11 protein-coding genes are annotated in these 14,303 nt (G+C 52.2%); all 11 read left to right on the forward strand.

The genetic code is table 11. The annotated features are described in order from the left end of the window. Positions 1 to 103: 103 nt before the first annotated feature. The 11 genes from NH396_RS17195 to NH396_RS13445 all read left to right on the forward strand — a co-directional run bounded on the left by NH396_RS17195 (position 104) and on the right by NH396_RS13445 (position 14,242). Entirely contained in the window at positions 104 to 2,395 is a 2,292-nt protein-coding gene (locus NH396_RS17195) for a glycosyltransferase family 2 protein (RefSeq protein ID WP_253064340.1), read from the forward strand. A 111-nt stretch (positions 2,396 to 2,506) separates the two neighbouring features. Further along, complete coding sequence (gene rfbD / locus NH396_RS13400; protein WP_253064342.1) at positions 2,507 to 3,442, forward strand: dTDP-4-dehydrorhamnose reductase; 936 nt, start codon at positions 2,507 to 2,509, stop codon at positions 3,440 to 3,442. Positions 3,443 to 3,499: 57 nt separating this feature from the next. Next, positions 3,500 to 4,396, forward strand: coding sequence for a glucose-1-phosphate thymidylyltransferase RfbA (gene rfbA, locus NH396_RS13405; protein ID WP_253064344.1), 897 nt, complete (start codon positions 3,500 to 3,502; stop codon positions 4,394 to 4,396). Between the two features lie 97 nt (positions 4,397 to 4,493). Continuing rightward, positions 4,494 to 5,042: a dTDP-4-dehydrorhamnose 3,5-epimerase gene (gene rfbC / locus NH396_RS13410; RefSeq protein ID WP_253064346.1), complete on the forward strand. Its 549-nt coding sequence runs from the start codon at positions 4,494 to 4,496 to the stop codon at positions 5,040 to 5,042. Positions 5,043 to 5,331: 289 nt separating this feature from the next. Then, positions 5,332 to 7,518: a glycosyltransferase family 2 protein gene (locus NH396_RS13415; protein ID WP_253064348.1), complete on the forward strand. Its 2,187-nt coding sequence runs from the start codon at positions 5,332 to 5,334 to the stop codon at positions 7,516 to 7,518. Between the two features lie 61 nt (positions 7,519 to 7,579). Continuing rightward, complete coding sequence (locus NH396_RS13420) at positions 7,580 to 8,632, forward strand: phytanoyl-CoA dioxygenase family protein (protein ID WP_253064351.1); 1,053 nt, start codon at positions 7,580 to 7,582, stop codon at positions 8,630 to 8,632. Then, entirely contained in the window at positions 8,629 to 9,687 is a 1,059-nt protein-coding gene (locus NH396_RS17200) for a glycosyltransferase (protein ID WP_253064353.1), read from the forward strand. The genes NH396_RS13420 and NH396_RS17200 overlap by 4 nt, the downstream gene beginning before the upstream one ends. Before the next feature lie 293 nt (positions 9,688 to 9,980). Beyond that, positions 9,981 to 11,054 carry a dTDP-glucose 4,6-dehydratase gene (gene rfbB / locus NH396_RS13430; protein WP_253064354.1) on the forward strand — a complete coding sequence of 358 codons (1,074 nt, stop codon included), beginning with the start codon at positions 9,981 to 9,983 and terminating at the stop codon, positions 11,052 to 11,054. Between the two features lie 722 nt (positions 11,055 to 11,776). Then, positions 11,777 to 12,829, forward strand: a complete 1,053-nt coding sequence (locus NH396_RS13435) for a glycosyltransferase (RefSeq protein ID WP_253064355.1) — start codon at positions 11,777 to 11,779, stop codon at positions 12,827 to 12,829. 169 nt (positions 12,830 to 12,998) lie between these two features. After that, positions 12,999 to 13,667, forward strand: a complete 669-nt coding sequence (locus NH396_RS13440; protein ID WP_253064356.1) for a DUF938 domain-containing protein — start codon at positions 12,999 to 13,001, stop codon at positions 13,665 to 13,667. 317 nt (positions 13,668 to 13,984) lie between these two features. Then, positions 13,985 to 14,242, forward strand: coding sequence for a type B 50S ribosomal protein L31 (locus NH396_RS13445; protein ID WP_253064357.1), 258 nt, complete (start codon positions 13,985 to 13,987; stop codon positions 14,240 to 14,242). Positions 14,243 to 14,303 lie beyond the last annotated feature (61 nt).

Below are 14,303 nucleotides of genomic sequence, written 5' to 3' on the forward strand. Positions count from 1 at the left end.
TTGGATAGGTAGAATTCTTACTTAAACTAACGGCATTTGCTCCCATTCGTTGGTTTTCTTCTAGATCGTTCGTTGTTGGCCTCAATATATAAGGAAATTTTCTGTGAAGCTAGCTGTGGCCGCAATTGTAAAGAATGAGGTGGATTGTCTGCCTGAGTGGTTGGCATATCATCGGTTAGTAGGGGTTTCTCAGTTTTTAATAGCTGACAACAGTAGTAATGATGGTACAAGAGAGTTGTTAGCTGCAAGCAACGATGTAATATTGAAGGATGTGGTAACAAAACATGGTGAGCCACCACAACTGGCCGCGTATGAATATCTTTTGAAGTCTTGCCCGGCTGAAATTGATGTATTGGCATTTATTGATGCAGATGAATTTATACTTCCTGTACAGAGTGATGATGAACGACAGGAGAAGCCACCATCGATACTACCATGGCTTGAAAGTTGTTTTTTTGACGAAAGCGTTGGTGCGGTAGCATTAAATTGGGCTTGTTTCGGATCTTCTGGAGAAATCTTTCGGGAGCCAGGCTTGGTGATCGAGCGGTTCACCTCTAGAAGTTATATTAACTTTGGGCCTAATCATCATTATAAAAGTATCGTAAGGCCTACTGATGTATTAGGATTTGATAACCCACATCATGTTCGTCTGAAGCACGGTCGATATGTCAATGCGTTAGGCGACCCTTTAAAATCACGTATTGCTCAAGATGGAACTCGTCGAGTCGGACTCAGTGAAGATATTATTTGGCAAGGTGCTAGAATAAATCATTATATTGTGAAATCGGTTGAAGAGTTCCTTTCCGGTAAGTCCAAGCGTGGTAGCGCAGCTCAAAAAAATTATAACAAAGGACGCGACTATTTTGAGCGGCATGATCGTAATGACGAAACTTGTACAATAGCAGCACAGATCGCACCTCACCTGAAAATGAGTAATGATAGTGTAGAGAAAGCTTCTGTTAAAAAATTAGATTCATCTAATTCGAGCAAAACTGACGTAGTGAACCTTATGCGTGATTTTGGGCGTCGTATTGTTCAAAAGATGGGATTCGGTGACGATCCCACACCTTATCGTTGGACATTGGATTATCCTTCAAGTGAACATGGCTCCTTGTTCTTGCCAGGCGGACGTGTCGTCCAGGGTTGGGTGCTATTGCATCCGGATATAGCCGCCACAGCACCAAAGGTAAGAATAATTGCTCGCTGGGAAGATCAGTTTGAGGTCTGTCATCCTCTTGAAATTAAACGACCCGACGTAATAAATAAGATCTTGCATGATGTCGATGATTCACACCCACAGAGACAATGTGGTTTTCGCTTTACCATACCAACGAGAGTGACTCGTTTTTATCTAGAGTTGTTGATTGATGACTACCGTTGGCCTTTGCAGATCGTTAAGTGCGAAGCAGACCAATGTGATACTGACGCACTCAAAGTGATCGAAGGAAGTGAGGGCTGGTTATTTCTGGATAATGATACTAATGGAAGCGTCGATCAGTATCGTGGGCGTATGCACTTGACCAAGTATGGTATAGAGCGTTGGAGGGGCTATTTTAAAGGAGTTGCCAAAATAGCAAATGATTATGGTTGCCGATGGTCAATGTTAATCGCCCCTGCCAAGGAAACGATAATGGGGCCCCGTTACCATACAGCAGTGCAGGATGATAAGCGACCGATCAGTCAGTTACTAGCGCTCTCCGAAGCAACACACGTTGTTCATCCTGAAGCTGCATTGCTTGCATTGGGTGATGATGCCTATATCCGAACTGACACTCACTGGACACAGCGGGGCGCGATGAAGGCTACTATTGAGCTTGCTGTGGAGCTCGGTCTTCCTCGAGACAAGGTTGAAAACCTCTTTTCAAAAGATCGTTATACTTCAAAAAGCATGGGGGGGGATCTTGGGAACAAGCTTACTCCTCGCCGAGTGTGTCATGTCGATATGTTGAAGTCATTCAGTTATATGAAACATCGACTATACGATAATGGCTTGCCAAATTTCGGTAGAATGTTAGTGATTAATTATCCTGAAGCACTATTTGCGGGTACTTGCCTGATTTTTGGCTCCTCATCGACTAACTCCATGTTTCATTATATTAGTCGTGTTTTTAAGAGAGTAGTGTTTGTTCACACTGCTGGAAGTATCGATCAAGACGTTGTCGATTCTATTTCGCCAGATTATCTCATTACCCAATCAAATGCCAGGTTTCTGTTACAGGTACCTGAAGTCGAGTATTCTCTGACTGACATGATTGATAAAAAAATATCTCGACTGGATAGTACTGAGATTGAAAAAATTAGCGATAAAATGCTAGTTTCAGAGGAGGCCTCATTAAATGATATTGGGGTCTTGAAATGGCACCAACAACTGATTCGAAGTATAACATCGTCTTGATATTGGGTTATATTAAGGTTCGAGAGTTTCTTTTTTGTGTCTTTTTTTTGTGTTTTCTTAGCTTGTGACACATACATAATGCCTTAGCTTTACCAGAAATCTAGGAATCTCATGAAATCGGATGCTACAAGAAAAATTCTCCTACTGGGTGGGACAGGGCAGTTAGGGATAGAGTTACAATCTGCCCTTGCCGATATCGGTCAAGTATACGCTCCCACCCGTGAAGATTTGGATGTTGGGAGCTTTTTTGAGGTATCTAAATGTATCGATCTCTATCAGCCAGATATTATCTTGAATGCAGCTGCCTATACTGCAGTGGATAAGGCAGAAGTGGAAGTGGATAATGCGATGTTAATTAATGCATCACTACCATCTTTACTGGCTAAAAAATCAAGTGAGCTGGGTGCAACTCTCATACATTATTCCTCAGACTATGTGTATCCGGGAACGGGGAATAATCCTTGGACAGAAGAGAGTGATGTAAGTCCACTTTCAGTCTATGGAAGGTCCAAGCTAGCAGGTGATGAGTCTGTCTTGAGCAGCCATTGTCGACATTGGATATTTCGTACCAGCTGGATATATGCTGCGCATGGAAATAATTTCATGCGTACCATGCTTCGTTTGGGAGTGAAGCACGATAGTCTAAGGGTGGTGCATGATCAGATAGGGGCGCCAACCCCTGCCAAGTTGATTGCACAGGTAACATCTGAAGCCATTCGGCAGCAGATCCCAACTGGGCTTTATCATCTTACTGCAGGTGGTAGCACCAGCTGGCATGGTTTTGCACAAGCCATATTTCGTCATGCAATTTCTAGGGGCATTGCATTCAAGATACATCCTGATAATGTGGAAGGCATTTCAACCCAAGATTATCCGACTCCTGCTCGTCGCCCATTGAACTCTCGGTTATCATCGAAAAAACTCGAAACTGAACTTGGGCTTTCACTACCGGCTTGGGATTCTCAGTTGATATTGACACTGAACGAATTTTTTGAAGAAAATTATCTAAATGATGGTAGTGATAGTGATATTTTATCCGATGCTTAGTCTGGACATTATTTACCTGGCTTGGATAATTCTTCAAAGAACTGATGTGAGGTTTTCATGATACGTAAGGGGATTGTTCTTGCTGGTGGAACTGGTACTCGGTTGCACCCTATTACTCTGGGCATATCCAAGCAACTGTTGCCCATTTATGACAAGCCTATGATCTTTTATCCGATTTCTGTATTGATGCTGGCAGGGATCAGAGAGATTCTTATCATTTCGACACCAGAGGATTTGCCCCAGTATCAGGCATTGCTGGGGAATGGTTCACAGTACGGGGTGCGTTTCGAATATAAGGTGCAGTCATCTCCCGATGGATTGGCCCAGGCATTCATCATCGGGGCTGATTTTATCGGTAGCGACCCTGTCTGTCTCGTGCTGGGAGATAACATCTTCCATGGTCAGCATTTTTCAGACCAGTTGAAGCGCGCTTCTCAGAAAAAGTCGGGTGCGACTGTGTTCGGGTATTTGGTACATGATCCTGAGCGATTTGGTGTGGTCGAGTTTGACGATCATGGCAAGGCAATTTCGATAGAGGAAAAACCGGCTCAGGCCAAATCACCTTATGCTGTAACTGGACTTTACTTCTATGATAGCGACGTAGTGGAGATTGCTCGGTCCGTTGTGCCCTCATCACGGGGTGAGCTTGAAATCACATGTATAAATAATGCTTATCTACAGCGCGGCGATCTCTCTGTTGAGCGTCTGGGGAGAGGTTTTGCATGGCTAGATACAGGCACCCATGACAGCTTGCTAGATGCTAGCCAGTATGTGCAAACCATTGAACATCGCCAAGGATTAAAAATTGCTTGCCTCGAGGAAATCGCTTGGAACAATGGATGGATTACTGATTCGCAGTTGGAGGCTCAAGCTACCGCTTTGAGAAAGACCGGCTACGGACAGTATTTACTGAAAAGGTTAGCTGACTGTCATCGTGACAATCACTCCCTGTAGGCTAACTGTATATACTATTGGATAGTGTTATTTTTATTGATTGAGTTGATGTCTTGTTTGCTCTGAGCAATGTGATTAAATCTTTTTTGAGGCTGGTATGGAATTCGAATCCTTGAGTATACCTGATGTTGTATTGATTACTCCCAAGGTTCATGGTGATGAACGGGGATTCTTTATGGAGACATTTCGCCAAACTGAATTCATGAAGCACTGTGGTGAGCATATATTTCTACAGGATAATCATAGTCGTTCTCGTCATGGTGTTCTTCGAGGATTACATTTTCAGCTTCAAAACCCCCAAGGGAAACTGATTCAGGTCACCCAGGGTGAGGTTTTTGATGTGGCGGTTGATTTGCGCCAGCACAGCGATACTTTTGGTGAGTGGGTAGGTGTTGTACTGAGTGATAAAAATCACCAGATGTTATGGGTGCCACCCGGCTTTGCACATGGTTTTTATGTGATTAGTGAAACGGCCGAGTTTCATTACAAGTGCACAGATTACTATGCTCCCCATGATGAGCACACATTGAAATGGGATGATACAAGCGTTGGTATTTCATGGCCACTTTCCGCCAACCAAGTACCGATTCTGTCTGAGAAAGACCGCGCAGGATTGCCCTTGGGCTCGGTTGCAGTCTTTGCATAGCACTCATAAGGGATTCGGGGTAATCTTGTAGATTGTCACAACATTGTACCTTACAATTATCAGCTTTGCTGACCCATGAATCGATAGTCAGGTGAGTGCTTTGTCTACACCCTTGTATCTGGAAAGTTCACAGTTTCAGTCTCCTACTAACAAAGTGCCTACTCTGTTATCTTTCCCATTGCATATTCGCGTGCCTCGTTATCTACGGGTGCATTCTAGTATCGAGTCCTTGAATGGGGACGAGTGGCGTACTACTTCCAGCGCAGCGTCTTTTCTTTGGGAAGGGCCCATGCCACTTCCTGGTTGGAACATGATCGAAATCGACATGGACCGTTCAGTGACAGGAGCGGTTGCGATCCTTACGATAGTGACGAAGTATGGTTCGCATGAGGTCGAGCTGCCGTTACGAGCAGGCAAGGTAACACGTCGTATGTGCTGGGTGCCTAGCGGTGTACGCAGTATATCCCTGTGTCCCATCAATACTGTGGGTAATTTTCGTCTAAAGCATTTCCGCCTTGTGTGGTTAACTCCGAGATTTGCCAAGGATCGCCTGATTCAGCGGTTGGTGACTGCTCATCGTCACTTTCGTGGGCAGAAGCACTCAGACGTCAGCAAAATACTCAAACAAGAAGCGCGTCGCGGAGGCGAACCTTGGCGGTGCTTGGCACTTCGTCATTATGACAGCACTTTTGTCAGTCTGAGCTCGAAGCATAATTATCGTCAGTGGATCGATACTATTGAATCCATGATGTCGAATAGTTCAGTGTATCCTTCGATAACAACTCCCCGTAATGATGGCAGGGCAAAAGATGAGGTTTTTTCTCTTGTACTGCCAGTGACGAGTTTTCATATACAAGACGCTATTGCCAGCACCCTTAACAGTTTTGTTGCGCAAACGTACACTCAATGGCGGTTGTACGTGTTGGCTGTCGGGTTACCCCCAGGGCAACTTCAGTGGCTTGCCTCATTTTGCGAACAGGATGACCGCATACGCTTGATCCATTGTGGTCAGAAAGACCATGCATCAACCTTCGAAGGTTGGTCTGTAGCAATGAGGAATACTGTAGCGCATAACCAATGGAAAGGCCTCATTGCGGTTGGAGGCGTGCTTTCACCTGACGCCTTGTCTGTATTTGCAGAAATAGTGCACTCTGAATCAAAGGCAAGTATGATTTATTGTGATGAGGATTGTCTGGATGAGCAGGGAGGCCGCCACTCGCCCAATTTCAAACCGGGATGGAATCCGGATTTATTGCTATCGACACCTTATCTTGGACACCTTGCCCTTTGGTCATCCACTTGCTGGGAGGAAGCTTGCAACTCATTGCCGAGTCTTGTTGAGTTTTCACATGATGCAGTCGAGATAATTCATACAATCAGCCTAGAATTGATGTACTTGGCTGACCCTGATCAGCTGTCATCTATAATTCGTGTACCGCGCATCCTGCTGCATGTTCGTGACGATAATCATCAACTACGCGGGGCGGAGTCGCAAAATGGTGAGTATGCTCATCTGAATCGAGTGCAGCGTTACCTGGAGCGGCACTCCTTGGCTGCCACCGCAGTCAAGGGTGCGGCCCTTGATGATGCCGTGTCCCTTAAAGAAGCGAACAGGACAGTCAGGGTACGCTGGGAGCTTCCCGATCCTGCGCCGCTTGTCTCCTTGCTTGTCCCTACCCGTGATGGTGTCGAAATTCTCAAGCCGTGTGTGAATGCTATCTTGGCACATACCACGTATCGGAATTTCGAGTTGCTGATTCTCGATAACCAGAGCAGCTGCCCATTGACACTCGAATATATGCGTGAGGTATCCGATCGGGACTCACGTGTACGTGTACTGCCATGGAACCATCCCTTCAATTACTCGGGAATCAATAATTATGGTGCCCGTGAATCCCGCGGTGACATAATTGGTTTGGTCAATAACGATATCGAACCTGTCAATGGCGAGTGGTTGAGCGAGATGGTATCCCAAGTCTGCCGTGATGATATTGGCTGCGTTGGTGCCAAGCTCTATTACCCGAACGAGACCATTCAGCATGCTGGCGTGATACTCGGCCTCGGTAGTATTGCCGGGCATGCACACCGTTTCTTCCAACGTCATGAGGATGGGTTCCAAGGTCGTTTGAAAGCGACTCAGAATCTCTCTGCGGTGACAGCTGCATGCCTGCTATTGCGTCGCTCTGTCTTTGAGGAAGTCAACGGACTTAATGAGGAGCATCTGGCGGTTGCTTACAATGACGTTGACCTGTGCCTGAAAGTCCGTGAGGCAGGCTACCGTAATCTCTGGACACCATACGCAGAGCTGTATCATCACGAATCCATCTCGAGGGGGGCTGATGATACGCCGAAGAAGCGAGCACGCTGGCTCTCTGAATGTGAGTACATGCGCTCTACCTGGGCAGAGCAGCTGGATAATGATCCGGCCTACAACCCCAACCTGACTCTCGTCCACGAAGACTTTTCGTTACGCTAAGCAAGGTGCCGTCTCGTCATGCCTGTAGCTGCTTATTGAACATCGTCTTGCAAGGAACGCCATGTCCCGTTCACGATTTCTGCTCAAGGCTCCCCTCTGGGGCCTTGCGCTATTCACCGGTGCCAAGTCCTTCATCGCCAATCCGCTGATCGGGAGCGAGCGTCTGAATCGGCGAGGACTGCACGTCTGGCGGGTGAAGACAGCGTCTCGAATCATGCGCTGGCGCATGGCTATGCTCAGTCGCGGTGTGCCAACAGCGGAGCGTGAGGCCTATCTGCGTGATGGCTATCTACTCAAGCAGAACTTCCTGTCGCCAGAGCTGTTCGCGCGGCTCAAGGCGGAGCTTGAATCCGTGCACGATCACGGCCCCGGTGAGGTGCGGGAATGCTGCCAGGGTGATACCCGCACGCATCGCGTATTGCTGGACCCGGAGACCCTTAGCGAGCTGCCGGTGGCTAGGCAAGTGCTGGCTGACCCTCAGCTCAAGCGTCTGCTGCGTTTCTGTGCTGGCCATCGCCGCCTACCCATCGTGCATCTCGAGAAAGTGTTCAATGGCGCCCGCGAGAGTGAAGAGGCAGACCCGCAGAAGTCCCTGCACGTGGATACCTTCCAGCCCACCATGAAGTTCTGGCTCTATCTGGAGGAGGTGAGCGAGCGCAACGGGCCTTTCATGTTCGTGCCTCAGTCCACGCAGTTGAACAAGGGCCGACTGGATTGGGAATATCACATGAGCCTGACGGCGCGTGAGCATGCCAATCGCTACACCCAGCGGGGTTCGTTCCGGGTTGAAGAGGGGGCGCTGGAGCGCTTCGGGCTCAATCCTCCCACCTTGTTCAAGGTGCCTGCCAACACGCTGTTGATCGCCGATACCTTCGGCATGCACGGCCGTGGCCCTGCCGAGGCGGGCAGTTCGCGTCTGGCGCTGTGGGGGATGAGTCGCACCACGCCTTTCCTGCCGATGCCGGGGCTAGGTGGCGAATGGCTCAATCTGTTGCAGTACCGTGTGCTCAAGGCAGAGCGTGCGAGGGATGACAAGCGTGCCGCAGCGCGTGGCGTCGAGTCGTCCTGGCATGTCGTGTCCCGTGACTCCTCGCGTGCGCAGGACATGTCGTGACGTCATCTGCCGCTTCTCTGCGTGGGGTACGTTGGGTGGTTCTCAGTGATGGCGCTCGCCCGACCGAGGATATCTACTTTCTTGAGTCGGCCGCGCCAGCGCTGAAAGAGCAGGGGGCCGTCATTGAGCGCTTCGAGACCCGTCGATATCGCTTGCCGGCGTGGCTGGCGCTGCGGCGGTTGGCGGGTGCCAACCTGCTGATCGTGCGCTCTCTGGGCGAGCGCTGGGTGCGTTTGCTCGAACGGCATCGTGAACGTTTCGGGCGTATCGTCTATCTGATCGATGACGATCTCGGGGCGGTGAGAGACACGCCGGGCTTGCCTGAGACATACGTGAAACGACTTGGGGGGCTGGCGGAACGCCAACCGGCATTGCTCGCGCTTGTGGATGAGGTGGTGGCCTGCTGTGACTCGCTGGTCTCGCAGCTGGGCCGTGAGCACGCCAATGTCTCGCTGCTGACGCCGCCGCTATTGGCGTCACCCATTGAGCTGGCGAACTTCGCTCGGCCTGACTGGACTATCGGGTATCACGGTACGCGTGCGCATCGTGATGATATCGCACACCTGGCACCCGCACTCACGTTGGTGATGGAGGCGCATCCGCAGGTACGCCTCGAGGTCATGATGGGACGCCATGTGCCGGATGCTCTTGCCGGCATTGACCGGCTGGAAGCGCCAGAGGCTCTGCCGTGGAAGGCCTTCCAGCAGTACCAAGCAACACGGCGTATTCAGATCGGCCTGGCACCGCTCTTGGAGACGCCATTCAATCGCGGTAAGTCATGGATCAAGTTTCTCGATATCGCGGCGATGGGCGGCGTCGGCATCTACAGCCGCAGAGCGCCTTATACCGAGATTGTCGAACACGGCGTCGATGGCTTGCTGGTTGGGGATGATCCCGAGGAATGGCAGTCAGCGCTGGAGCAATTACTGGCAGACCCAGCCGCCACGCAGGCCATGGCAAAGCGGGCACGGCAAAAAGCATCACGCCTTGCAGGGAAGGAGAGATGTGCCTTGTTCTGGTCGGATATGAGTTATTACGAGAGGAGGGCAACATAACTCAAGGCGCTTATCGAGGCCCTGCTTTCATTCCTGCCAAGCATGTCATATATGCGTAGGACTTTTATCCCTAATACATAAAAGATGGCTCATATTGTAGTTGCAATCTTTGATGGAGTAATTTCAGTGTGGTGGACTCAGGCTATTCGGGCTAGGGATAGCCCAGAAACCAGTATTATATCGAGAATATATAGCAGCGGTCAGCGCTATATTGAAACTTGACCGAGATGTTGCCACTGCTGTCAACACTCTTACATTTTCTTTCTGCGCCGAGTGCGTGGCTGAGGTGAAGCATGAAGTTCCTGATTACCGGCGGTGCCGGGTTCATCGGCTCTGCCGTGGTGCGCGAGCTGATCGATTCGACGTCCCATGAAGTGGTCAACCTGGATAAGCTGACCTATGCGGGCAATCTGGATTCGCTGGAGACCGTCAGTGATCATCCGCGCTATGTCTTCGAGCATGCGGATATCTGTGATGTTGAGGCACTAGCACGAATCTTCAGTGTGCACCAGCCGGATATCGTCATGCACCTTGCCGCCGAGAGTCATGTCGATCGCTCCATCGATGGGCCGGAGGCCTTCATCGAAACCAATGTCATGGGCACCTGCCGATTGCTGGAGGCTTCACGACGTTACTGGAAGCAATTGGTGTTGACGAACCCTGCCAAGGCTGAGATGTTCCGCTTCCATCACATCTCGACCGATGAAGTGTTTGGTGACCTCGCAGAGGATGACCATGGCTTCACGGAGCAGACACCCTATGCGCCGAGTTCTCCCTATTCGGCCAGCAAGGCGGGGTCGGACCATCTAGTAAGCGCCTGGCGGCGAACCTTCGGTCTACCGACAGTGATGACCAACTGCTCGAACAATTATGGCCCCTATCACTTCCCCGAGAAGTTGATTCCCCTGACCATCCTCAATGCCCTGGCGGGCAAGCCACTGCCGGTGTATGGCAATGGCCACCAGGTGCGCGATTGGCTGTATGTCGAGGATCACGCGCGTGCCTTGATCAAGGTGGCATGCGAGGCGCCGCTGGGGGAGAGCTACAACATCGGCGGGCATAACGAGCAGCGCAATATCGACGTGGTTCGCCTGATCTGTGAGACGTTGGAAGCCTTGGTGCCGCAAAAGCCTCAAGGCCTTGCGCACTACCGTGATCTGATCACCTTCGTGACCGACAGGCCCGGGCACGATCTGCGTTATGCCATTGATGCCGACAAGATAGCGCGTGATCTGGGGTGGCGGCCGCGGGAGACCTTCGAGTCGGGCCTGCGCAAGACGGTTCAGTGGTATCTGGATAATCCTGAGTGGTGGCAGCGGATTCGTGATGGCCGCTATCAGGGAGAGCGTCTGGGAGCTGAGATCTGATCCGGGCACCATGCAGGAGCTGAAGTGACTCAACTGCCTCAACTGCCTGGGGTGACTTGGCATGAGTCTCATCATACTCCTGCCTTGCCCAGCTCCGAGCTATATATTGATTTAGCGATATTTTGTTAAGCAGTATAAATAGCAATAAAATGCGCAATCTTGCGGCGAAAACCATGCTGCAGGCTGTTTTCTTGCTGTTTACGCTATGAGCTGAATCAGATGCTGCGTCAGGGAGCCCGGTGAGCTTGTCAGTTCATTGGGTCAGGGAGCGTAGGCACTGACTGATCCGCAATGACAGCGGAAATTCAGCAGGGACAGGGAGCGTAACATGGCACGGGATGTGCGCCGTGCTACGGCACTCGGTGAAGACCGCCACGAACTGATACGCGTGGCGTGATGAGAGTCAGCTTCACGCAAGGCACATGACTCGATTTGACATCGGGTTCATCAACCCACAAGGCCCGCAGCCAACCCTGCGGGCCTTGTCGTTTCCGGGCCTGAAGTCTTCGAACCTGCCACTGCCAGTGGCGAATTGGCACCCAACGCAGGTAACACGTTGATTACATCCGCTACACACCAGCAAAATTTGAGTGGTGTGATGCCCAGAAATCATTAAGCTCAAAGTAAGCGTCCCAGAGTCAGTGTGTGCTCTCGCTCGCGCTTGTTTGGCGGTGACGCCGAACGTGCCGGGACCATGAATGCCTCGAGTAAAGGAGACTGTCATGACCGCCTTCCCGACCACTCCTCGTTGGATCGTACTCAGTGATGAAGCCCGGGCGCTGGAAGATATCTACTTCTTCCTGCCTGCCATGGCCGCGTTGCGCAAGGAAGGCACACGTGTCGAGCGTTTTGAAACCCGCCGTTGGAAGTTCTCTCCCAAGCTTGCTCAGGCGCGCCTCTCCGGCGCCTGCCTGCTGATCGCGCGTAGCCTGGGGCGAGAGTGGATCGAGATGCTGGAAGCACATCGTGAGCAGCACGGTCGTATCTGCTACCTCGTCGATCATCTGCATTCCCCTGAGCCGTCGGCAGCGGAGCAGGGCAATGCCACCCCTGAAGCAGGCTCTGAGGCCGAGGCTGCCCAATTGCAGCAGCGACTGTTCACGCTGGCGGATGAAATCGTCGTGGTCAGCGAGCAGCTGGAGGCCGCTCTGGCGAGCCTGCACCCCAAAGTCAGCCTGCTGACGCCGCCACTGACTGGCAAGCTGCCGGATCTTCACCATCTCGAGCAGAGCGATTGGTGCATCGGCTTTCACGGCACTCTGTCACATCGTGACGATATCGTGGCGCTGGCACCCGTGTTGCGCGATATCCAGGCGCGGCATTCGGACAGCGAGGTGGAGCTGATGATGGGGCGCCATCTACCGCTGGCACTCAGCGACATTCCCCGCCTCAAGACGATGGAGGCCGTCAGCTGGGAGGGCTTCCAGGATTATTGCTCGCGGCGTCGGATCGCCATCGGCCTGGCCCCCTTGATGGAAAACTCCGACAATCGCGATGCCTCCTGGCTGCGGTTTCTCGATATCACCCGTATGGGCGGGGTGGGCATCTACAGTCGTCGGGCGCCCTATGTGGATTTGATCGAGGACGGCGTTGATGGCCTGCTGGTCGGGGATGAGCCGGCAGAATGGACAGCCGCCCTCGAGCGTCTGCTGGGTGACCGTGATGCGACGCGTGCCATGGCGCACAACGCGCAACACAAGGCCCATGAGGTGGGTGACCCGCTGCGAGTGCTGGACTTCTGGCGCGCGCGCTCGACAGTGGCGCGTGCCCGCTAGAGTCGTTCATGTGGCCTTCTTCAGATAGCCCGAACGAGATAGCCTGACCGACATCGCCCGATCCAGTCACGGTTAGCTCAAGCGCCGCGCCCCTCAGGGGTGCGGCGCTTTGTTATGATCTCGCCATCTTTTCGTTCTGAGTCATTTGCCCTGTTGAAAGGAGTGCTGCATGGCCATCCCCGAGTTACCCGATGACTTGCCAAGCGCCGCGTCGCAATCCTCGCAGAAGGATGTCGAGTTGGCGCACAGTCAGCGTCTCGCCAGTCCGGCGGTCGCCCGCAATCGTGACGTGATTCTCGATGTCCTGCGTGACGTGCTGGCACAGCGGCGTGAGGTGCTGGAACTGGCCAGTGGCAGCGGCGAACATGCAGTGCATTTCGCCCACGGGCTCCCCCACCTTGAATGGCAACCCAGCGATGCCAGCCCGCGTGCCTTGCAGTCCATCGCTGACTGGCGCGCCGAAGCCGCCTTGCCCAACCTCAAGGCGCCGATCACGCTGGATGTGCTGTCCGAGTGGTCTGACGTGGCCTGCGATGCGCTGGTGGCAATCAATCTGATCCATATCTCACCATGGCGGGTCACGTCCGAGCTGATGTTGCAGGCCGGTCGGCGCCTCCCGAAGGACGGTGTGCTGTATCTCTACGGCCCCTACAAGCGGAGAGGGCAGCACACGGCGCCGAGCAACGAAGGCTTTGATGTGCAGCTCAGAAGCCGCAATCCGCTGTGGGGCGTGCGTGATCTGGAAGCGGTCATCGAGGAAGCGGAGCTCAACGGCCTGAACCTCGACAAGGTCGTCGAGATGCCGGCGAACAATCTGAGTGTGGTGTTTCGGCGTTAGCGCTGGCGGTCAGTGGGCCTTCAGAGAGGGTGACTACACCGCATATGATCCCTTCACTACGACAATGCCCCGTCCTGTTGCCAGGTCGGGGCATTGTCGTGTCTGGGGGTGGGAAACGCGTCACCTAGGCAGTGCGCAAGCGCTTGATTTGCCGACCCACCTTCAATAATGGCCGCTATGCAGCCGGTCATGGGAGCCGTCTTCCCCAGGCCGTGAGGAGGTTGGGATCCTGCTAGGGAATGAGAAGTATTGCCATCTACTGGATATGTTATGTTATAACATTGGGTGTGTAGCACACGTATCCGCAGGAGAGAGCAATGAAAAAAGGCATTCACCCGAACTATCGCGACGTCCTGTTCCACGACACCACGTCCAATGAGTACTTCGTGATTGGCAGCACGGCGCTGACGTCCCAGACGGCAGACTACGAGGGCAAGACGTACCCCTATGTGGCGATTGATGTCTCCAGTGCCTCGCATCCGGTCTATACCGGCAAGCAGCGGGTCGCACAGACCGACGGACGTATTGCCAAGTTCAACAAGCGCTTCGGGCGTGGGGCAAGAAAGTCTTCGTGATCGTTCTCGCCCAGAGCAAGCCCTGGCTGTCTAACGGATCATGCTGTCCCGCTGTCTTATC

Origin of the sequence: Cobetia sp. Dlab-2-AX, from assembly GCF_024124625.1 — a bacterium.
GTDB lineage: Bacteria > Pseudomonadota > Gammaproteobacteria > Pseudomonadales > Halomonadaceae > Cobetia.